The 20,665-nt window shown below is 64.1% G+C and carries 18 protein-coding genes and 1 riboswitch; of the genes, 11 read left to right on the top strand and 7 right to left on the bottom strand.

The annotated features are described in order from the left end of the window. Positions 1-6 precede the first annotated feature (6 nt). Genes ACWKV7_RS06450 through ACWKV7_RS06440 form a run of 3 tightly spaced genes read left to right on the top strand, consistent with a single transcriptional unit; the run spans position 7 to position 2,950 of the window. Entirely contained in the window at positions 7-960 is a 954-nt protein-coding gene (locus ACWKV7_RS06450) for a glycosyltransferase family protein (RefSeq protein WP_483856830.1), read from the top strand. Next, on the top strand, positions 957-2,048 hold the full coding sequence (locus tag ACWKV7_RS06445) for a hypothetical protein (protein ID WP_483856829.1): 1,092 nt from the start codon (positions 957-959) through the stop codon (positions 2,046-2,048). Before ACWKV7_RS06450 ends, ACWKV7_RS06445 begins: the two co-directional genes overlap by 4 nt. 8 nt (positions 2,049-2,056) lie before the next feature. Beyond that, positions 2,057-2,950 (top strand): glycosyltransferase family 2 protein, encoded by an 894-nt coding sequence (locus tag ACWKV7_RS06440; protein WP_483856828.1) that lies wholly within the window; start codon positions 2,057-2,059, stop codon positions 2,948-2,950. On the opposite strand, the gene ACWKV7_RS06435 is transcribed toward ACWKV7_RS06440, so the two are convergent. Further along, positions 2,918-4,150, bottom strand: a complete 1,233-nt coding sequence (locus ACWKV7_RS06435) for an O-antigen ligase family protein (protein WP_483856827.1) — start codon at positions 4,148-4,150, stop codon at positions 2,918-2,920. The genes ACWKV7_RS06440 and ACWKV7_RS06435 overlap by 33 nt on opposite strands. Before the next feature lie 11 nt (positions 4,151-4,161). Next, a complete protein-coding gene (locus tag ACWKV7_RS06430; protein WP_483856826.1) occupies positions 4,162-4,797 on the bottom strand; it encodes a BUD32 family EKC/KEOPS complex subunit in 636 nt (211 codons plus the stop codon). Between the two features lie 123 nt (positions 4,798-4,920). Between ACWKV7_RS06430 and msbA the strand changes: the two genes are divergently transcribed. The 6 genes from msbA (at position 4,921) to ACWKV7_RS06400 (ending at position 13,147) form a co-directional block, all read left to right on the top strand. Then, complete coding sequence (gene msbA / locus ACWKV7_RS06425; RefSeq protein ID WP_483856825.1) at positions 4,921-6,738, top strand: lipid A export permease/ATP-binding protein MsbA; 1,818 nt, start codon at positions 4,921-4,923, stop codon at positions 6,736-6,738. Then, positions 6,738-7,634 (top strand): GNAT family N-acetyltransferase, encoded by an 897-nt coding sequence (locus ACWKV7_RS06420; RefSeq protein ID WP_483856824.1) that lies wholly within the window; start codon positions 6,738-6,740, stop codon positions 7,632-7,634. The genes msbA and ACWKV7_RS06420 overlap by 1 nt, the downstream gene beginning before the upstream one ends. 5 nt (positions 7,635-7,639) lie before the next feature. After that, complete coding sequence (locus ACWKV7_RS06415; protein WP_483856823.1) at positions 7,640-9,034, top strand: PIG-L deacetylase family protein; 1,395 nt, start codon at positions 7,640-7,642, stop codon at positions 9,032-9,034. Between the two features lie 77 nt (positions 9,035-9,111). Then, a complete protein-coding gene (gene hldE / locus ACWKV7_RS06410; RefSeq protein ID WP_483856822.1) occupies positions 9,112-10,533 on the top strand; it encodes a bifunctional D-glycero-beta-D-manno-heptose-7-phosphate kinase/D-glycero-beta-D-manno-heptose 1-phosphate adenylyltransferase HldE in 1,422 nt (473 codons plus the stop codon). A 111-nt stretch (positions 10,534-10,644) separates the two neighbouring features. Continuing rightward, the gene (locus tag ACWKV7_RS06405) at positions 10,645-11,928 is read left to right on the top strand and encodes an acyl-CoA dehydrogenase family protein (RefSeq protein WP_483856821.1); all 1,284 of its coding nucleotides are present in this window, start codon (positions 10,645-10,647) and stop codon (positions 11,926-11,928) included. Positions 11,929-11,938: 10 nt separating this feature from the next. After that, the gene (locus ACWKV7_RS06400; RefSeq protein ID WP_483856820.1) at positions 11,939-13,147 is read left to right on the top strand and encodes an acyl-CoA dehydrogenase family protein; all 1,209 of its coding nucleotides are present in this window, start codon (positions 11,939-11,941) and stop codon (positions 13,145-13,147) included. A gap of 46 nt (positions 13,148-13,193) precedes the next feature. Here the strand turns inward: ACWKV7_RS06400 and ACWKV7_RS06395 are convergent, their stop codons facing one another. Genes ACWKV7_RS06395 through ACWKV7_RS06380 form a run of 4 tightly spaced genes read right to left on the bottom strand, consistent with a single transcriptional unit; the run spans position 13,194 to position 16,466 of the window. Next, the gene (locus tag ACWKV7_RS06395) at positions 13,194-14,078 is read right to left on the bottom strand and encodes a metal ABC transporter ATPase (protein ID WP_483856819.1); all 885 of its coding nucleotides are present in this window, start codon (positions 14,076-14,078) and stop codon (positions 13,194-13,196) included. Positions 14,079-14,093: 15 nt separating this feature from the next. Next, on the bottom strand, positions 14,094-14,909 hold the full coding sequence (locus ACWKV7_RS06390) for an aldo/keto reductase (protein WP_483856818.1): 816 nt from the start codon (positions 14,907-14,909) through the stop codon (positions 14,094-14,096). After that, positions 14,906-16,078 carry an NAD(P)/FAD-dependent oxidoreductase gene (locus ACWKV7_RS06385; protein WP_483856817.1) on the bottom strand — a complete coding sequence of 391 codons (1,173 nt, stop codon included), beginning with the start codon at positions 16,076-16,078 and terminating at the stop codon, positions 14,906-14,908. The genes ACWKV7_RS06390 and ACWKV7_RS06385 overlap by 4 nt, the downstream gene beginning before the upstream one ends. A 55-nt stretch (positions 16,079-16,133) precedes the next feature. Continuing rightward, the gene (locus ACWKV7_RS06380; RefSeq protein WP_483856816.1) at positions 16,134-16,466 is read right to left on the bottom strand and encodes a DMT family transporter; all 333 of its coding nucleotides are present in this window, start codon (positions 16,464-16,466) and stop codon (positions 16,134-16,136) included. A 93-nt stretch (positions 16,467-16,559) separates the two neighbouring features. Between ACWKV7_RS06380 and ACWKV7_RS06375 the strand changes: the two genes are divergently transcribed. Together ACWKV7_RS06375 and waaA are read left to right on the top strand one after the other, a co-directional pair. Further along, positions 16,560-17,444 (top strand): LysR family transcriptional regulator, encoded by an 885-nt coding sequence (locus tag ACWKV7_RS06375; RefSeq protein ID WP_483856815.1) that lies wholly within the window; start codon positions 16,560-16,562, stop codon positions 17,442-17,444. Between the two features lie 57 nt (positions 17,445-17,501). Then, positions 17,502-18,770, top strand: coding sequence for a lipid IV(A) 3-deoxy-D-manno-octulosonic acid transferase (waaA, locus tag ACWKV7_RS06370; protein ID WP_483856814.1), 1,269 nt, complete (start codon positions 17,502-17,504; stop codon positions 18,768-18,770). Between the two features lie 58 nt (positions 18,771-18,828). Here the strand turns inward: waaA and ACWKV7_RS06365 are convergent, their stop codons facing one another. Then, positions 18,829-20,301 carry a TolC family outer membrane protein gene (locus ACWKV7_RS06365; protein ID WP_483856813.1) on the bottom strand — a complete coding sequence of 491 codons (1,473 nt, stop codon included), beginning with the start codon at positions 20,299-20,301 and terminating at the stop codon, positions 18,829-18,831. Between the two features lie 228 nt (positions 20,302-20,529). Then, a riboswitch (TPP riboswitch) is annotated at positions 20,530-20,634 on the top strand. The last annotated feature ends 31 nt before the right edge of the window (positions 20,635-20,665 follow it).

Here is a 20,665-nt window from a genome sequence, read left to right as displayed (position 1 = left end):
TTTAATTTGCGAGTTTTATTTCTAGTGCAGGATGAGCAACGCATAATCCTGGACAACTTTTACCAAGCAATTGCCGAGCACTGTGATTGCGATCTTCGCCGTCTTTCATCGAGCGAGCAGGCTAACCTGCGCAAGTACTTTAACGAGCAGGTGGATCTATCCCGCTATGAGCGCATTATTCTGTTCCTTCGCTTCAAGAAGCAGATCCGTCAGGTAGCGTTTATCCGCACGCTGCCTAATCTGGTCGAGTTGGAGCATGACGCGTACCAGAATTATATTCCTTGTAAATATACCGGCGCCTTCAGTCGTTATTACCGTCGTATGCCTTGGGTTCGCGTGCTCAGTTCGGGTGCCTTGGTAACCGAGCGGCTGCGCGCAGAGGGGGTGGATGCCGTCTTCGTCCCTAAGGGGTACGACAGCGCTCTGCTTTGGGATATGGGGCTGGAGCGGGATATCGAGCTGGGGTTTGTCGGAAGCCTGAAAAGCGCTGCCTACGATGGTCGCCGCCGCCTGCTGGAGGAGCTTGGGCAGCACGAGAAGTTGCTGGTTACCCGCACCAAATCTGGTGAAGAGTATCGCCAGATGCTCAATCGGATTCGCTATTTCATTAGCGCCGATGTAGGCATGGGCGAATACATGATCAAGAATTTCGAAGCCATGGCAAGTGGTTGCGTCCTATTCACCTATGATCAGGGAGTATCTGAGAACTCTGCGTTGGGCTTCCGAGACATGGAGAACCTCGTGTTCTATCGCTCGGTCGATGAGCTGCGCGAGAAGCTAGCTGCCTTGAGGGCCGACCCAGAGCTTAGCGCTAGAATTGCAGCGGCCGGCAAAGTGTTGGTTCAGGAGCGTTATAGTTTTCAGGCGCTGGGCCGGAAGATCGTTGAAGAGGTCGGCCATCCCTTGCGCGAACGCCCCAATGAGCCCTGGTGGAGGCGTGCTTTGGCGCGATTCATATGACTATGAAGCAGCAGATGGTGTCAGAGGGTGGAGATTGGTTGGTCTACCTGGTCTTTGGTGCCAGTAGCTATCACCAAGAGGCGGTATTCAGCATCGTGAGTGCGTTGTCTCGATTGGTCGATGAGCCAGTGCGTCCAGAAATACATGTTTTCTCTGACGATGCGGAACCTTATGCCGGCTTGCCTCTCATAGTCCACCCGCTGAGTGTGGAGCAGCTGCGCGAATGGTCGGGCCCTCACGCGTACCATTTCCGAGCCAAGCATGTAGTGCTGCGGCTGGCGCTACAGCAGTGTCGCCGTGCCGTATTTATAGACACGGATACATTCTTCAATCATTCACCTAGGGCGTTGTTCGATCGCGTGGCGGATCGGGCTCTCCTGGCCAATGCGCTTGGGCACGAATATGGGGCCCGGCCAAAAGATCTGCTCTATCAAACGTTAGCCAAGGATTTACAAGCCTTGGACCTGGCCCCTGATGACATGCGTCTAGTCAACTCAGGAGTGATTGGCCTCTGCCGAGATGCTGATGCACTGCTGGCACGCTCCATCGAGCTTATGGATCGCTTTCGGCCTCAGGCCAGGCAAGCCTATACCTTAGAGGAGTTCATGCTGGCGGTGGCCGCCCGGGAGGCGGGCTACCAGCTGAAAGATTGCACCGACCTGATCTTTCACTACTGGAGTCGTAAACAGCTCTTTCGTGCCAAGATTCAGGCATGGCTTGCGAAGCACCGGGGCGATCCCGTCAGCCAGCAGGCTCTATCCGATGTGCGTTTGGTTAATGGCTGGTTGCCAAGGCCCAACCGCTTGAGCCGCCTATTCATCAAGGCAAGGACGCTGATGGTGCCTGCTCATCAGCGCCAGTTCGTTCGTGAATTGCTGAACGGTTTCCAATTATCGGGCACTGAATTTGACAAGGCTTGTGGGCCGGTTTGGTGGGAGAAGGCGGTACACAATGCTAGGAGCCGGCAGCCTGAAATGGATGCTTCGAAGGTTAATGAATGGTTGGCGAGTAGCCAGGTGGTATCAGTGTTGGGTCGTGGACGCAGAGATGAAGTCGTTCAACATCTGCGAGCTCAGGGGCTGTTGTGAGAGGTCAGATGAAGCCTATAGATGAACTTGGAAGCGCTTCACCTTTGGTTAGCGTAATAATCGCATCCTATAACCATGCGCCCTATATTGAGCAGAGCATCCGTAGCGTTCTCGCTCAAACCTATGATGCTATCGAGTTGTTGGTTGTAGATGACGGTTCAACAGATGGTAGCGTAGAAGTTATCAGCGAGCTTGCCGCTCAATATGGCTTTGACTTTCTTGCGCAAGCCAATCAGGGGCTGAGTCGCACGCTGAATGAGACTATTTCGAGGGCGCGCGGCAGCCTGATTGTACCCTTCGGTTCGGACGACATCATGCTTCCGGAACGTATCGAGTGCCAGGTCGCTTATATGCGGGACAAGCCCCATGTGGGGATATGTGCAGCCAATATTGAAATTATCGACTCCCACGGGCAGTTGGTGCCGGATAAGGAGCAAAAGCACCGCCATTTGCCGTTCCGTAGCTTGGATTTCGACGATCTATTTCTTGATCGAAAGCCCGGGCCTATGGCTGCGACGCTGATGTTTCGTCGGGAAGCATTGGATCGGGTTGGTGGATTCAGACCAGATATCCGTTTGGAGGATGTCTATATCGAGCTAAAGATTGCCCACGCTGGTTATCGTATCGATATTCTCGAGAGAGTTTTAGCGCTCTATCGCAAACACGAAAGCAATACCTATAAGCAGTTGCGCTTCATGACGGACAACGTGCTGAAGACCTATGATTGCTTCCGGGACCATCCGCAGTTCGAGCGGGTTAGGCGGCGCTTCCTGATTTCTATGTTTCTCAAAGCATCCAACCGGGACAAGTCCTTAGCCAGGGAGTTGCTTCGTATGATTCCCTGGCGCTATCGGCTGAACAGCAAAGTCTTACGTGGCATCAGTCGCCTGGCTTTTGCCTGAATCGGGATGAAGGTCGTGTTGGCTGTGAGACTTTTGTCTTTTCGCTTGCGCGATGGCTGCAAAGTGCAGAGCTAATGGTATCCACACTAGAAACCAGTGCTCCTTCGGGCGCGGCATGAAAGAGCTACCTTCGGTCATTCCGGCGATGAAACCATAGACGACCAGCGTGCCTGTCAGCAGGATCGCTGGTGATTGGCGCAGACGCCATGCGGTGAAGAGGCTGTAGCCGTATAAGGTCAGCCAAAGCACTAAACCTATTATTCCTGTCTGGTAAGCCACTCCGAGGCTGAGATTGTGCGGGTCCGCAAGCATTTGATCAGCGCTTTCTAGATAAATCCTCATATGGGCTCCATAGCCATGGCCCAGCCAGGGTTGCTCGCTGATTTGCCTTATAGAGTCCAGCCAGAGTTCGGGGCGGTACGACAGGCCTCGGTTCAGCAGGCTCTGCGGGAAGAGTGCCAGCAACACAGCTCCGGCAATCACCATGCCGGCAAGGATCAGCAGGGCGCGCTTGTTCGATCCCGCCAGCACAATCCACAAAGCACAGGCTGCCAGTGCCATCAGTGGTGTGCGTGAACCGGTGAGAATGATCAGGATCCCTACAATGGCAAGCGCAAGTAACGATATGGTCACATGTGGCTTGCCTCTTAGTAGCGCCGCTATCCAGTAGGCAGCGAAGAAGCCATAGACGTGGCTGGTTAATAGGGGATTATAAAGAGCGCCGTATCCTTCGAAGCGTTGCTCAAGGTGGTTGGAGTTGTTGATCAACCACCAGCCTATGCTAATCGCTGCGCTTATTGCCGCGATCAGGGCAGCGATCAATGTGGCGTTTTCCAGTTTATTTGGAGCCCGCTCGGCCATGAGCGAGCCGGCGATAAGAAGCATCAGCACATAGAGTGGTTGCTTGATCTGGGAGAGATCGCTTTCCTTGGGAGCCCAGGTGAGGCTGAAGCAAACGTAGATCGCCAGCATCATGAACAGGGCAAAACCGGGACTGAGACAAGACGCCAGAGTGCGGCGAGGAGCCATCAGCACAACGAGCAGCGTGGGGATCGCCACCATCAGGTAATACAGTTTGTGGTAGAGAGAGCGATCCCCTATCCAGAACATGCCTGTCAATAAGGCTACCCAGCCAATGGGCAGGGCTTGGGTGATCAACCAAGTAGTTACAGCTTCTACTCTGTTCGAAAATGAGAACATGAAAACTCTATTCAAAAGTTGGCAATCGTCTTGTGATCAATCACAAGCGAGGCGGTTTGGTTGTAGGCGTCTAGGAAGCGCGCTTCCGCTCCGTTCCGGAATAGCCAGGTTCGATCCTCTTCGTAGCGAAGAAGATGCTTGAAATTCCTCAGGCGGCGGAATTTAGAGAGCGGTCGACCCAGGCAGCGCATGTCCGAGAGGTCGATCAGCCCCAGCCGATCCGGCTCGCAGAGGACGATGTTGCCAAGGTGCAGGGAGCGGAAGTACACGCCCTGTTCATGCAGCTCCGCTATGAAACGCCCAAGCGACTCGGCCAAATCGATGGCTGGGATCTCGGGGCTCAGTTGCCTTAAGGTTTTTCCGGGGAGCGGTAAATAGCGCAGCGCATCGCAGTGTTGTTCGCGCAGTTCGTAGAGTGCGGATGGTACAGGGCATGCAATATTCAGCTTCGCTAAGGTTGCTGCATTGTCTATGAAGCGCTGAGCGTAGGGGTACAGTGTAGAAGAGCTGAAGAACTCCTTACGCCTGAACAGCTTGAGGAAGGAGTTGTCTGGCAGCTTAAGGACTTTCGGCCCTCGGCGATCCCGCTCAATAACTTCTGCGCCGTCACTTAGACTCTTCAGTGACGGCAGCTTGATTCTCTGCATGTTCCGCTCGGAAAAATTCATCGGCGCGCATTATAGCGGGCTTGTTGCTGGCAGGCAGCGACTTTCCGGCATGCTGGGCAGCGCTGTGGTAGCATACGCGGCCTTTTTCCAGGGATTTCCGGTATGAACTCACCCTCGCAAGGCTCAGGCCAGCCCTCCAGTCTAGCGATCTATCTGCGCTTGCTTCGCTATGTAAGGCCCTATGTCGGCCTATTCTGCCTGAGTGTCATCGGCTTTCTGATTTTCTCTTCCACCCAGCCGATGCTCGGCTACATTCTCAAATATTTTGTCGATGGCCTGGCCAACCCGGAAGCCAGCCTGTTCCCGCAAGTGCCCTATCTGCGGAATCTGCAATTGCTGCAAGCAGTGCCCCTGCTGATAGTGCTCATTGCTCTATGGCAGGGGATCGGTTCCTTCTTGGGCAATTACTTCCTGGCGAAGGTTTCTCTGGGGCTGGTGCATGACCTGCGGGTTGCCCTGTTCAACAATCTGCTGGTCTTGCCGAACCGGTATTTCGACAGCAATAGCTCCGGCCACCTCATCTCACGCATTACCTACAATGTGACCATGGTTACCGGTGCCGCCACGGACGCCATCAAGGTGGTGGTGCGGGAAGGTATGACAGTAATCTTTCTGTTCGGCACGCTGCTATGGATGAACTGGAAGCTGACGCTAGTGATGGTAGCTATCCTGCCCGTCATCGGGCTGATGGTGGTCAGCACTAGTCGGAAATTCCGCAAACAGAGCAAGAAAATCCAGGTGGCGATGGGCGATGTCACCCATATCGCTTCCGAAACCATCCAGGGTTACCGGGTGGTCCGCAGTTTCGGTGGTGAGGCCTACGAGCAGGAACGTTTTCTGCGCTCCAGCGAGGACAATACCGCCAAGCAACTGCGCATGACCCGTACCGGGGCGGTCTATACGCCGATGCTGCAACTGGTGATCTACTCCGCCATGTCGGTACTGATGTTTCTGGTGCTGTTCATGCGTGGGGATTCGAGTGCTGGCGACCTGGTCGCCTACATTACGCTGGCTGGCCTCTTGCCGAAGCCCATTCGCCAGTTGTCCGAAGTCAGTTCGACTATCCAGCGCGGTGTCGCCGGGGCCGAGAGCATCTTCGAACAACTGGACAGCGAGCCCGAGATGGACACCGGCACCGTCGAGCGCGAGCGGGTGAGCGGGCGGTTGGAGGTGCGCAATCTCAGTTTCCGCTATCCGGGCACTGACAAGATGGTGCTGGACGATATCTGCTTCACCGCCGAGCCTGGCCAGATGGTGGCGTTGGTAGGGCGTTCTGGCAGCGGAAAGTCGACGCTGGCCAATCTGATCCCGCGCTTCTATCACCATGAGCACGGGCAGATATTGCTGGACGACGTGGAGGTCGAGAGCTTTACGCTGCGCAATCTGCGCAAGCACATCGCCCTGGTGACCCAGCACGTCACGCTGTTCAACGATACCGTGGCCAACAACATTGCCTATGGCGATCTCGCCGGTGCGCCGCAAGAAGATATTCTGCGCGCCGCCGAGGCGGCCTATGCGGACGAGTTCATCAGGACCATGCCGCAGGGCTACGACACGCTGGTGGGCGAGAACGGCGTGCTGCTTTCCGGTGGCCAGCGCCAGCGCCTGGCGATTGCCCGCGCCCTGCTGAAGAACGCGCCGCTGCTGATTCTCGACGAGGCCACCTCGGCGCTGGACACCGAGTCCGAGCGGCATATCCAGGCAGCCCTGGATGAAGTGATGAAGGGCCGCACCACCCTGGTGATCGCCCACCGCCTGACCACCATCGAAAAGGCCGATCTGATCCTGGTGATGGATCAGGGGCGCATCGTCGAGCGTGGCACCCATAGCGAGCTGCTGGCGCAGAATGGCTACTACGCGCGTCTGCACGCCAAACAGTTCGAGGAAGGCGACGAGCTGCCGGTGGGGCAAGACGCCTGATGCTGAACTATCTGCGCGCCTGGCGCGAACGCGGCTGGACGCCCATTGACGCTGGCGATTACGCCGCCGCCTGGCAGCGCTTCGGCGGCAGCGTGGCGACCCATCCGCAGGTGGTCGCGCGGCTGGCCGACCTGGCCGGTATCCCGGTGCGCTATCTCGGCTGGCTGGAGGGCGGCGAGCTGAAGGCGGCGATGCCGACCTGGGGTCGCCACCTGGCACTGTCCAAGGATGTGCTCAAGCGCCACGGCAAGCGCGGCCTGTTCGACCTCGGCAACGCCGAAACCATCCTGCCGGTGGCGGCCGATGCCCGCGTGCCGGTGCGCCAGCGCATGCGCTATGTCTCCGAGCTGAATGCCGAGCGCATCGCCACCCTGCGCGAACAGCCGGAGGGATTGGCACTGGCTCGCCAGCCGGAAGACTATTCGAAGAAGTTTCGCTACAACCAGCGTCGCGAGCTGCGCCTGCTGGAAGAGGCGGGCGGGCTGCTCAAGCCGGTGCTGGCGTTCAGCGCCGCCGAGCAGGCGGCCATGTATGCCGATCTGTTCCAGCGCCGCTGGGGCTTCGAGGCCACCGGCAAGGCGCATCTGGCGACGGTGTTCGAGCTGCTGCGCGAGTTCATGACCGGATCGGTGGTGTTCCTCGACGAGACGCCGGTGGCGATCCAGATCCTCTACCGGGTCGAGGCGCCGCAATGGGTCTCTCTGGAATACATCAACGGCGGCGTCGATCCGCAGAACCGCGAGTTCAGCCCCGGTAGCGTGCTCAGCTTCGTCAATACCCAGCAAGCCTGGGAAGAGGCGCGGGCCATCGGCAAGCCGCTGCGTTATTCCTTCGGTCGTGCCGATCGCGAATACAAGGACCGCTGGTGCCACCGGGTGCCGGTCTATCAGGTGTAGGCCGAATGAGCGCGCGCAAGCAGCAATTATTGAAGCGGCATCGGCGGCACAAGCGTATCGCGCTGTTGGTGGCATTGCTGGGCTTGGCCCTGCTGGGCATTCTCGTCGCCTGGTGGTGGGTGCCGTTGCTTCTGCTGCTGGGCTGGATCGCCCACGAGGCGTGGTTCGCCGATCATCTGTTCTATTCGCCGCGGGATGACTACCGCTACGTCTTTCCCGAAGACACGACCGAACGCCCGGCTGCGCTGGTCGATGGCTATCTACAGGTCGAAGGCGATGTTCCGATGTCGGACACCCTGGTCCTGCAGGTGGCACTGCGAGCCACCTGGCTCGGCCGCTGGTTCGACCCCCATGTGCTGATCGGCGACGACCGCCAGGATTTCGAACGGGCTGCCAATGGCCGGCGCTACCTCAACCTGACCGGGCAGGGCGATGCACTGGCCGCCGGCCGGCTGAGTATTCGCGGCCGCCGCTGCCGATTGGCGACGCAAGCCCGCCTGTTCGCCTTTGCCAACCCGGACTACGCCGGGCAGCGCCTGATGGTGCTGGCGCCCCATGCCGACGATGCCGAGCTGGCGGCGTTCGGGCTGTATAGCCGGGCGGGTGAGGCGAGCATCGTCACCGTCACCCAGGGCGAGATCGAGGCCGAGCGCTTCCAGCGCCTCGGTCTGGATCGCGCCGCCGCCGCCCGCCTGAAGGGCCGCCTGCGTGGCTGGGACAGCCTGGCCGTACCGCTGTGGGGTGGCGTGTCGGGGGATCGCTGTGTACAGCTCGGTTACTACTGCCTGCAATTGCCGGCGATGGCCGCCGCGCCGGAGCAGGGGTTCGGCTCGCGGGAGTCCGGGGAAAGCGATGTCCGTCCGCTGCGCCGACACAATCCGCTGCGCCTGCCGGCCGACGCCGATGGCGTGCCAAGCTGGCACAATCTGGTAGCCGACCTCACGGCCCTGCTGGAGCACTTCCGCCCCGAGGTGCTGGTCACCCCGCACCCTGAGCTGGACCCCCACGCCGACCACGTGGCCGCCACGCAGGCGCTGCTCGAGGCCATCGCCGCCAGCGCCTGGAAGCCGCGCACGCTGCTGCTCTATGCCAACCACCTGCACGACAACGACCGCTGGCCGATGGGCCCGGCGGACACCGGCATCGCGCTGCCGCCGGCCATCGAGGCGCTGCCGGCTGACGGTCTGTGGAGCCTGTCGCTGAATGCCGAGAACCGCCTGGACAAGGCGATGGCGCTGGCCATGCAGCATGACTTGCAGGGTCCGCTGCCGACAAAGAAACGCCTGCGCCGCTGGATTCAGCACCTCCTCGCCGGCCGCCGCTGGCCCGCAACCGGTGAGGACGAATTCTTCCGCAAGGCGGTGCGTCGCCATGAGCTGTTCTGGGTGCGCCACTTGTAGGCCACGCGCGCCGCGGCCCTGAGCCGTGCTGCCCCCATGTTATGATCGCCGGCGTTTTCGCCGCCCCTGGAGTCCCGATGAAACTGTCCATGCCCCGTTACGACCAAGCCCCCGTCCTGGTGGTAGGCGATGTCATGCTCGACCGCTACTGGCATGGCGGTACCTCGCGGATTTCCCCGGAGGCGCCGGTGCCGGTGGTCAAGGTCGAGCAGATCGAGGATCGTCCCGGCGGCGCCGCCAACGTCGCGCTGAACATCGCCGCGCTGGGCGCGCCGGCCACCCTGGTCGGCGTGACCGGTGAGGACGAGGCCGCCGACAGCCTCAGCGACAGCCTGGAAACCGTCGGCGTCAGGACTCGTTTCCAGCGCATCGACAACCAGCCGACCATCGTCAAGCTGCGGGTCATGAGCCGCCACCAGCAACTGTTGCGCATGGATTTCGAAGAGCCCTTCAATACCGACGCCGCCGCCATCGCCGCTGCGGTTGACGAGCTGCTCGACGGGGTCAAGGTGCTGGTGCTGTCGGACTACGGCAAGGGTGCGCTGAAGAACCACCAGGCGTTGATCCAGGCGGCCCGCCAGCGCGGTGTGGCGGTGCTGGCCGACCCCAAGGGCAAGGACTTCGCGATCTATCGCGGCGCCAGCCTGATCACGCCCAACCTGCACGAATTCGAAACCATCGTTGGCGGCTGTGCCGACGAGCATGAGCTGGTGAGCAAGGGCGCCGAGCTGATGCGCGAGCTGGAGCTGGGCGCGTTGCTGGTGACCCGCGGCGAGCACGGCATGACGCTGCTGCGCCCCGACCATGCGCCTTTGCATCTGCCGGCCCGCGCCCGCGAGGTGTACGACGTCACCGGCGCCGGCGACACGGTGATCTCCACCCTGGCCGCCAGCCTGGCGGCCGGTGCCGAGCTGCCGCAGGCGGTGGCGCTGGCCAACCTGGCGGCCGGCATCGTGGTCGGCAAGCTCGGCACCGCGGCCATCAGCGCCCCCGAATTGCGTCGCGCGGTGCAGCGCGAGCAGGGCTCCGAGCGCGGCGTGCTGAGCGCCGAGCAACTGCTCACCACCATCGAGGACGCCCGCGCCCACGGCGAGAAGATCGTCTTCACCAATGGCTGCTTCGATATCCTGCATGCCGGCCATGTCACCTACCTGGAGCAGGCTCGCGCCCAGGGCGACCGACTGATCGTCGCGGTCAACGACGATGCCTCCGTCAGCCGCCTGAAGGGGCCGGGCCGGCCGATCAATTCGGTGGACCGGCGCATGGCCGTGCTCGCCGGCCTCGGTGCGGTGGACTGGGTGGTGAGCTTCCACGAGGACACCCCCGAGCGACTGCTGGCCGAGGTGAAGCCGGACGTGCTGGTCAAGGGCGGCGACTATGGCGTCGAACAGGTGGTCGGCGCCGATATCGTCAAGGCCTACGGCGGTGCGGTGAAGGTGCTCGGCCTGGTGGAGAACAGCTCCACCACTGCCATCGTCGAGAAGATCCGCAACAAGTAGCGCTCGCCGCCAGTGGCTCGCCTGCCATAGGCGCGCGGCTGTGCGGTCATAGGCGCTGCCGCCATTCGCGCGCATCATCCGGTCATCCCTTCTCTGCCAAGCGAGATGCCGATGACCAGCCTCCTGCAGGGCCAAGCCCTGGCCATGCTCAACCGCATGGCCCAGGCCGATTGGCCCGACCGCCTGAAACTGCGCAAGCCCTTCGAGCGCCTCATCTACAGCGGCAGCCGGGCCGGCTTTCGCCTGGTCGCCGAGCGCGCTGCGAAGCAGAATCGCGAGCCACGGACGGGTTCGACAAACGCTTTGTTCGACCTGTCGCTGAGCGACGAGCAGCAGATGCTGGTGGAGATGCTGCAAGGCTTCGCCGGCGACGTCCTGCGCCCGGCCGCCCACGAGGCCGATGCCCAGGCGCGGATACCCGCCGAGGTGCTGGCCCAGGCCGAGGCGCTGTGCCTGGCCCACTACGGGGTCGGGGAAGCGCAGGGGGGCATGGCTGGCGAGCGCACCACAGTGAGCAATGCACTGATCGCCGAGGCCCTGGCCCACGGCGACCTGTCCCTGGCGGCGGGCCTGCTGGTGCCGTTGTCGGCTGCCAACTGCCTGCGCCGCTGGGGTTCGCCTGAACAGCAGGCGCGCTGGCTGCCGGCTTTCGTCGATACCGAGCCGGCCCCCCTGACTGCGATTGCCGTGGCCGAGCCGACGCTGTTGGCCGATCCGCAGCAGCCGGCCACCCGTGCCCGGCGCAAGGGTCGCCACTACCTGCTGAGCGGCGAGAAGTGTCTGGTGCTGCGCGGGCTGGACGCGCGCAGCCTGATCGTCGCCGGGCAGACCGCCGAGGGCCCGGCGCTGTTCCTGGTGGACGCCGACAGCAAGGGGGTGGAGCGCCGCGCCGAGCCGGCCATGGGCCTGCGCGCCGCCGCCACCGCGCGGATTCGCCTGCATAACGTCAAGGTGCCGCTGGATCAGCGCCTGGCCGCCGAGCAGTTCGACTACCGCAGTTTCCTCGATCACGCCGGCCTCGCCTGGTGCGCCCTGGCGGTCGGTTGCTGCCAGGCGGCACTCGACTATGTGATTCCCTACTGCAACGAGCGCCAGGCGTTCGGCGAGCCGATCAGCCATCGCCAGGGCGTGGCGTTCATGGTGGCGGACCTGGCCATCGAACTGGACGCCATGCGCCTGCTGGTCTGGCGTGCCTGTGCGCGGGCCGAACAGGGCCTGCCATTCGCCCGCGAAGCCTACCTGGCCCGGCTGCTCTGCGCCGAAAAGGCGATGAAGATCGGCAGCGACGCCGTGCAACTGCTCGGTGGCCACGGCTTCACCCAGGAACATCCGGTAGAGCGCTGGTACCGCGACCTGCGGGCCATTGCCGTCATGGCCGGCGGCCTGCAGCTTTGAGGAAATCATGATGAATCTGGAAACCCCAAAGAAATTCCGCGGCCTGGTGGACCAGGCCCATCAGGTGGCCGAGCACTACTTCCGGCCGCTGTCGCGCAAGTACGACAAGGCCGAGCATGCCTATCCCAAGGAGCTCGACCTGCTGGCGGCGCTGCTCGACGGCATGAACGCCGGCTCGCCGGAAGCGGTGGGCGCCGGCTCGGCGAGCAAGCGCAAGGCGATCCAGGTGCAGGAGGGCATCAAGAACGGCGGTAACCTGGCGGCCTGCCTCGGCGTAATGGAACTGTGCTGGGGCGACGTCGGTCTGCTGCTCGGCATGCCGCGCCAGGGCCTGGGCAATGCCGCCATCGCCGCGGTGGCCAACGAGGAACAGCTCCAGCGCTTCGCCGGCACCTGGGCCGCGATGGCCATCACCGAGCCGGGCTGCGGCTCGGACTCGGCGGCCATCCGCACCACGGCCGTGCGCGACGGCGACCACTACATCCTCAATGGCGAGAAAATCTTCGTCACCTCCGGCGCACGGGCCGATGCGGTGGTGGTCTGGGCGACCCTGGATAAGAGCCTCGGGCGGGCGGCGATCAAGTCCTTCGTGGTCGAGCGCGGCACGCCGGGCATGGCGGTCACCCGCCTGGAGAAGAAGCTCGGCATCAAGGCCTCGGACACCGCCTCGATCAGTTTCAGCGACTGCCGGGTGCCCGCCGCCAACCTGCTGGGCAACCCCGAGATCGACGTGCAGAAGGGCTTTGCCGGGGTGATGGAAACCTTCGACAACACCCGCCCGCTGGTGGCTGGCATGGCGGTCGGCGTGGCCAAGGCGGCGCTGGATCGCACCCGCGAGCTGCTGGAAAAGGCCGGTTGCCGCTTCGATTACCGCAAGCCGTTGCTCAGCGTCAGCCATGCCGAGGCCAGGCTCTACCGGCTGGAAGCCGAGTGTGAAGCCGCCCGTCTGCTGACCTTGAAGGCGGCCTGGATGGCCGACAACAAGCTGCCCAATTCCAAGGAGGCCTCGATCGCCAAGGCCAAGGCCGGGCGGGTGGCCAGCGAGGTGACGCTCGCATGTGTCGAACTGACTGGCGCCCTCGGCTACAGCGAGGACGAGTTGCTGGAGAAGTGGGCGCGGGACTCGAAGATCCTCGACATCTTCGAAGGCACCCAGCAGATCCAGTTGCTGATCATCGCCCGGCGCCTGCTGGGCAAGAGTTCCAGCGAGTTGAAGTAAGTCAGAAGTGCCCGATTCGGCCCCGCCTGGCGGGGTCTCTTTTTGCCTAGCCGCTGGCGAGGTTGTGGCGCGCCAGCCAGTCCTGCCAACTGATGCGCTCGGCGCGCACGACCCAGCCTTCCTGTTCGGCGAAGCTTTCCGCCAGGTACAGGTCCTCGGTGGTGGCCGGATGTAGCTCGCCCTGCAGCAGGGTGAACAGCTCGGCGGTGGGTTGGCCCTGGTCGAGGGGGATCACGTAGAGGTCGGGGCGGTCGCGATTGAGCTGGGCCACCAGTTCGCTGCCTTCCAGGCACTCGTCGACATGCCAGAGGCTCAGTTGCCTGGCTTCCTTCGGCAGCTCCAGGCGCAGGTCATAGACCAGCTGCAGCGAGGCGGTGGGCAGGTGCACGTAGGCCCGTGGGCGCTCCAGCAGGCGCAGATTGCCGCACTGCACCGGCCGCGCGGCGCCGGACAGCGGGCTTAGCTGGAACGGGGTTTTCTCGTAATAGCGCAGCGTGCCCTGGTAGGGGGTCGGCAGCCAGGTGTCGGCAAAGCGCCCGACCAGCCAGCCATCCGGGGTCTCCAGCAGGCATTCCTCGGCGACTTCCTGGATGGCAGTGAGCAGCGGCAGGTTCAGTTCGTGGGCCGGCACGTAGCCGGAAATCAGCTTGAGCACCACGTCGCCGCGATCCTGGCGGCGCTGGCGCACCAGCACCCAATACTCCCGATCCTGCCATTCCAGGGTCAGGCGCACCGAGACGCCGAGGTTGGCCAGCTCCAGGGCGAAGCGCTGGCTGTCGGCGACCGTCACCGGTCGGCGCCGCTCGAGCATCTGGGCGAAGTTCAGCGGCATACCCAGGCTCTGATAGCTGAGCCCGTCCGGGTTGGCCTCGACGAAGATCGGCAGGGTCTTGAACGTGCTCGGATCCTTGCGGGCCAGGGTGCTCGGCATGTCGATTCCTTTTCGTCAGCGGGCTTGGCGGTGGATCACCGCGGCGGCGGTGGCGACATTATGGGACAGGTGCACGGGGTTGATCGTTCCGACGATGGCGCCGGTCACGCCGGGGTGGTCGAACAGCAATTCGAAGCTGGCGCGCACCGGGTCGACGCCCGGTGCCAGGCAGGCATGGCCGCTGGCCAGCGCCTTCTTCACCAGGATGCCTTTGCCGTGGGCGGCAGCGTAGTCCAGCACGGGCTTCTCGCCTTGCTCGTTGAGGTTGTAGGTGACCATCGCGCAGTCACCCTCCTGCAAGGCCAGCAGGCCACCTTCGACGGTCTTGCCGGACAGCCCGTAGGCGCGGATCTTGCCCTCGCGCTTGAGGTCGGCGAGCGTCTGGTAGACGCCGGCCTCGCGCAGGATGGCGACGTCGTTGCCGTCCGAATGCACCAGCAGCAGGTCGATGCAGTCGGTCTCCAGGCGCGTGAGGCTGCGTTCCACCGAGCGGCGGGCATGCTCGGCGGAAAAGTCGAAATGCGATTGGCCGTTGGCGAACTCCTCGCCGACCTTGCTGACGATCACCCACTGGTCGCGCTGGCCGCGCAGCAGCGGGCCGAGGCGCTCCTCGCTGATGCCGTAGGCCGGTGCGGTGTCGAGCAGGTTGATGCCCAGCTCGCGGGCCAGCGCCAGCAGTTGGCGGGCCTCGTGATCATCGGGTATGCGAAAGCCGTTGGGGTACTTCACGCCTTGGTCGCGGCCGAACTTGACGGTGCCCAGGCCCAGCGGCGAAACCACCAGGCCGGTGCTGCCCAGGGGGCGCTCCAGACCGTGCAGGGTCTTGCTCATAGCAGTTCCTCCCAGACCGGGCGTGCCTGCGATGGGCGGGGCAGGGGGGGCAGGGCGGTGTGTTCGCCGGGTTGGATCTGGTCACGTTCGAGGCTCGCCAGCACGCGGTCGGCGAAGTCCGGCGCCAGCGCCAGTTTGGTCGGCCAGCCGACCAGCAGGCGGTGTTGCTCGGCAAGGAAGGCGTTGTCCGGGCGCACCAGGCCGGATTGCGCCGGCTCGGCGCGTTCCACCCGCAGGGTTGCCCAGTGTGCGTCGGACAGGTCGACCCACGGCAGCAGGTCGCCCAGCTCCTTGCGCGCGGCGGCGATCTGCGCGGTCTCGTCGCGAGCCACGCCGTCGGCTTCGGCCAGGTCGCCGCCGAGGTACCAAACCCATTGGCCATCGGCTGCCGGGTGGCTGGTGACGGTGACGCGCGGCTTCGGCCCGCCGCCGAGGCAGTGGGCATACAGCGGCTTCAGGGTGGAGGCCTTGACCAGCACCATGTGCAGCGGCCGGCGTTGCATGGCCGGCTCGGACAGGCCGAGGGCGCTGAGCAATTCGGCATTGCCGGCGCCGGCGCAGAGCACCACGCGCTGTGCGCGAATCTCCCGGCCATCGATAATCAGCCCGGCCAGCTCGCCGTTGTCGCGCAGCGGGGCGATCTCGTCGGCGGCCAGCAGGCTGTCGCCCGCCAGCTGCTCCAGGCGCTGCAGCAGGCTCGGCACGTCCAGCACCAGTTCGGAGAGACGGTAGACCTTGCCCTTGAACTTCGGGTGCTGCAGGGCGGGTGGCAGGGCATCGCCCTTGACCTGATCGACCCGCGAGCGCACCGCCTTGCTGGCGAAGAAGCTGGTCAGGTTGCCGGCGAGGGTGCCGGGCGACCACAGGTAGTGGGCATCGGAGAGCACGCGCACGCCGGACAGGTCGAGATCGCCGCCGCCGCTCAGTGCCTCGCGCCAGCGCCGAGGCATGTCGGCGATGGCCTCGGAGGCGCCGGTCAGCGCCCCGTGCAGCGCATACTTGGCGCCGCCGTGGATGATGCCCTGGGATTTCAGGCTCTGCCCGCCGCCGAGGCAGGCCTTTTCCACCAGCAGGGTGGCGAAGCCTTGGCGGCGCAGGCGGGCATTCAACCAGAGGCCGGCGACGCCGCCGCCGACGATCAGCACATCTGTGGAAAGCGCGTGGGACATGGGACTGCCTTGGTAGGAAGAACTGCCGGGCAGTATAACCGCTCGGGGTGTGCCGTCAGTGACCGGTGCTGGCAGAGAACAGCTGGATCACCATCACGCCGCCGACGATCAGCGCCATGCCCAGCATCGCCGGCAGGTCCAGCCGCTGCTGATAAAGCACCAGCGCGGCGATGCTCACCAGCACGATGCCGAGACCGGCCCAGATGGCGTAGGCGATGCCGATGGGGATGCTCTTGACCACCAGCGTCAGCATCCAGAACGACAACCCGTAGCCGGCCACCACCAGCAGCAGCGGCAGCGGCCTGTTGAGCCCGTCTACGGCTTTCAGCGACGTGGTGGCGACCACTTCGGCGGCAATGGCGATGCCCAGGTAGAGATAGCCGGTCATGTCGATGTCCTCTGCGAGCGTTTTGACTGCAGGCGATTCTAGAGACTTTAATGATGGCTGAAAGTTAAAAGCTATCTGCTTTGGAGATAGGTTGTGCAATGGAATCTGGACCAGCTGGGTGCCTTCGTCGCTGTGTGCGAGCACGGTTCCTTTTCCTCGGCGGCGCGCGCGCTGCGCCGGGCCCAATCGGCGGTGAGCCAGGCGGTGGCGCTGCTGGAGGACGATCTCGGCGTACGGCTGTTCGAGCGCAGCGGCGGGCGCGTGCCGCAGCTCACTGCGGCGGGTACGGCCCTGCTGGAGGAGGCGCGGGCGGTCCTGCAGCAGTGCGAGCGCTTGCAGGGGCGCGCCAATGGCTTGCTGCGAGGCGAGGAAGCGCGTCTGCGCCTGGCGCTGGACGAAGCCATGCCCTATCCGCCCGTGCTGGCCAGCCTGGAGGCGCTGGCCATCGAGTTCCCGCTGCTGGAGGTACAACTGGCCAGCGGTGCCCAGGGCGACGTGGCGCGCAAGCTGCTGGAACGACGGGCCGACCTCGGCCTGCTGTTCCATCACGAGGGCATGCCGGAGGCGCTGGAACGCCAGCGCCTGGGCACCATCGACATGGTCACCGTGTGCGGTGCCAGCCACCCGTTGGCCCGCCTGCCCTATGCCGATCGCCGCGAGCTGGCGAAGCATCGGCAACTGCTGATGGCGCCGCAGGACAGCCGCTATCCCGGCGGCGAGCAGATCAGCCCGCAGATCTGGCGCGCCGACAGCTTCTACGCGATGGCTGAATTGCTGATGCGCAACCTCGGCTGGGCATGGCTGCCGCGCCATGTGGCGCAGTACCCGGCCTACCAGGGGCACCTGCTGGAACTGCATAGCGACTGGACGCCGCCGGCGCTGGTGGTCGAGCTGGTCTGTCGCCGCGACGAGTCGCTCGGCCCCGCGGCCAACGGGCTGGCCGACAGTCTGGCCCGGCACCTGGCGGGCGGGGGTTAGGCGGGCGCGGCCGGAGCTGCTTCCCGCTTGCCGCTTCCGGCGCTAAGCTGCGCGCCCATGAATCGCCACCTCTATAGCCTGCTATTCCATGTTCTCCTGCCGCTGATCGCCCTGCGCCTGGCCTGGCGCGCCTGGCGGGCGCCGGCCTACGCGCGGCGCATTTGCGAGCGCTTCGCCTTCGGTCTGCCGCACCTGCAACCCGGCGGCATCTGGGTGCACGCTGTGTCGGTGGGCGAGAGCATCGCCGCCGCGCCGATGATCCGCGCCCTGCAGCAGCGCTATCCGCAGTTGCCGGTCACCGTCACCTGCATGACTCCGACCGGCTCCGAGCGCATTCGCGCGCTGTTCGGCGACAGCGTGCAGCATTGCTACCTGCCTTATGACCTGCCGTGGGCGGCGGCACGCTTCCTGTCCCGCCTGCGTCCGCGGCTGGCGGTGATCATGGAGACCGAACTCTGGCCCAATCATGTGCACGAATGCGCCCGCCGCGGCATTCCCGTGGTGTTGGCCAATGCTCGCCTTTCCGCACGCTCGGCCCGAGGCTATGCGCGTTTCGCCAGGCTCACCGCGCCGCTGTTTGGCGAGCTGAGCTGGCTGGCGGTGCAGACCGAGGCCGAGGCCGAGCGCTTCCGCGTTCTGGGCGCCCACCCCGAGCGCGTCACGGTCACCGGTTCGATCAAGTTCGACTTGAGCATCGATCCGGCGCTGCCCGCCCGCGCGGCCGAGCTGCGTCGACAGTGGCAGGCCGAGGCGCGTCCGGTCTGGATCGCTGCCAGCACTCATGCCGGTGAAGACGAGATCGTGCTCGCCGCTCATCGCAGCCTGCTAGAGCAACGGCCGAATGCCTTGCTGATTTTGGTGCCGCGACACCCGGAGCGCTTCGGCGCGGTATTCGAGCTGTGTCGCAGGCAGGGCTTCGTTTGTGCCCGCCGCTCCGCCGACGAGCCGATCACGGCGCAGACCCAGGTGTTGCTCGGCGATACCATGGGCGAGCTGCTGTTTCTCTATGCCCTGGCCGACAGCGCCTTCGTCGGCGGCAGCCTGGTACCCAACGGCGGGCACAACCTGCTGGAGCCGGCGGCACTGGGCAAGCCGGTGCTGAGCGGGCCACACCTGTTCAACTTCCTGGAGATCGCTGCGCAGTTGCGCGAGGCGGGTGCCTTGCAGGAAGTGGCGAATGCGCAGGAGCTGGCGGCGGCTGTCGAACGACTTTGGACCGACAGCGATGCCGCCCATGGCATGCGCGACGCTGGCCTGGGTGTGCTGCGGGACAACCAGGGCGCCTTGGCGCGATTGCTGGACGGCTTGCAGCGACAGCTGCACTAGCTCTTCCAGCAAAAGAAAAGCCCGGCACAAGGCCGGGCTTTTTCATTGCTCGCTGGGTTCAGAAGCGGGTGCGCTCGCTCTGCGGGGCGGGCTGCACGTCCAGCCCCACCGGGCGCTTGGCATCCGGCGTGGCGAGGTCGGACGGCAGGAAGTCCTGGTCCGGGTTGTAGTCCTGCTTGAGGAAGCGCGCCAGGTCTTCCAGGTCGGCCGGGCTCAGGGTGCCGGCGGCCTGCTTCAGGCGCAGGTTGTTGAGGATGTAGTCGTAGCGGGCGTTGTTGTAGTCGCGCACCGAGCTGTACAGCAGGCGCTGGGCATCGAGCACGTCGACGATGTTGCGGGTGCCGACCTGGTAACCGATCTCGGTGGCTTCCAGCGCACTCTGGCTGGAAATGATCGACTGCCGACGCGCCTGTACCTGCTCGACATCGGTGTTCACCGCGCGGTGCAGGTTGCGGGTGTTCTGCACGACCTGGCGCCGCAGGCTTTCGCGCTGCTGTTCGGCCTGGTTCAGGCGCTGATACGACTCGCGCACCTGCGAGCTGGTGGCGCCGCCGCTGTACAGCGGGATGCTCAGTTGCAGGCCGATGGTGCTTTGCTCGACATCGCTGCCGTAGCGCGGGCTCAGCGGCGAGCCGCTGTTGGTGAAGCCGAGGCTGTCGTTGTCGCCCTTCTGGTAGCTGGCCACCGCATCGAGGGTTGGCGCATGGCCGGACTTGCGCTGGCGCAGGGTTTCCTCGGCTGCTTCCACCGCGTAGTCACTGGCCTGCAGATTGAGGTTCTGCTTGGCTGCGGTATCCACCCAGGCGGTGGCGTCGTTCGGCGTCGGCACCAGCACCGGCAGGGTGTGGCGAATGCCTTCGAGCGAGTTGTGTTCGCGGTGAGTCAGGGTGATCAGTGCCTGGAAGGCGTCGTCGACCTGGCGCTGGGCCACGATGCGTGCGGCGCGTGCGGCGTCGTAGCCGGCCTGGGCCTGCAACACGTCGGTCTTGTCCGAAAGGCCGACGTCGAAGCGCTCGTTGGCCTGGTCCAGCTGGCGCTTGAAGGCGGCTTCCTCGGCCTTGGTGGCGGCCAGGTTGTCCTGGGCACGCAACACGGCGAAATAGGTTTCGGCGCTCTGCAGGATCAGGTTCTGCTGGATCGCCGAGAATTCCAGGGCGGCCTGCTCGCTGATGGCTTCTGCGGCTTGCAGCTGGAACCAGCGGTCGGCGCGGAACAGCGGCTGGCTGAGGTTCGCCTGATAGACGGTACCGCTGCGCGAGAGGCTGCTCGATGGCTGGTCCAGCTCGGTGCGGGTGTGGTTCATCGCGGCGCCGGCGGAGAGGTTCGGCAGCAGGCCGGCACGGGCCTGGGGCACCACTTCCTGGCGGGCGAGGAAATCGGCGCGAGCGGCGGCCAGATCGGCGTTGTTGTTCAGGGCTTCCTGGTAAACGGTGACCAGATCGGTCTTGGCTGACAGCGGGGCTTCCTCTGCCCAGGCCGTTGCGCTGGAAGCGGCGGCCACGGCGATTGCCAGTGAGAGTCTGCGCAGCATGGAGCAATCCTAGCGTGAGGGGGGATGGGCAAGGCTAAGGCGCGCGCTACGGGGGGTCAAGGTGCGCTTGCGGCCGATGGTGGCCAGTTTGCAACAAGCTATGTTGCCGTGTCGCAACAATGGCTGGGTGAGGCCTCTGTTGCGGTAGGTGCGTCATTTTCCGACGAGATGGTCAGGGTTTTTTGACCCGGCGGTTGGTTTTCTGGGTGGCGGTTGATTAGACTGGCGGGGTTCTTGTCGGGGTGCCCACCAGAGGGCTGAGATTGGCAGACGCCGGATCCCGTTGAACCTGATCAGGTTAAAGCCTGCGTAGGGAACAAGATGTCCTCGCCCCGCGCGAGTCCCTCTCCACGCCGTCCGGCGT

It is taken from the genome of Zestomonas ipomoeae, assembly GCF_057128665.1.
This window is presented reverse-complemented; position numbering and strand designations above follow the sequence as displayed.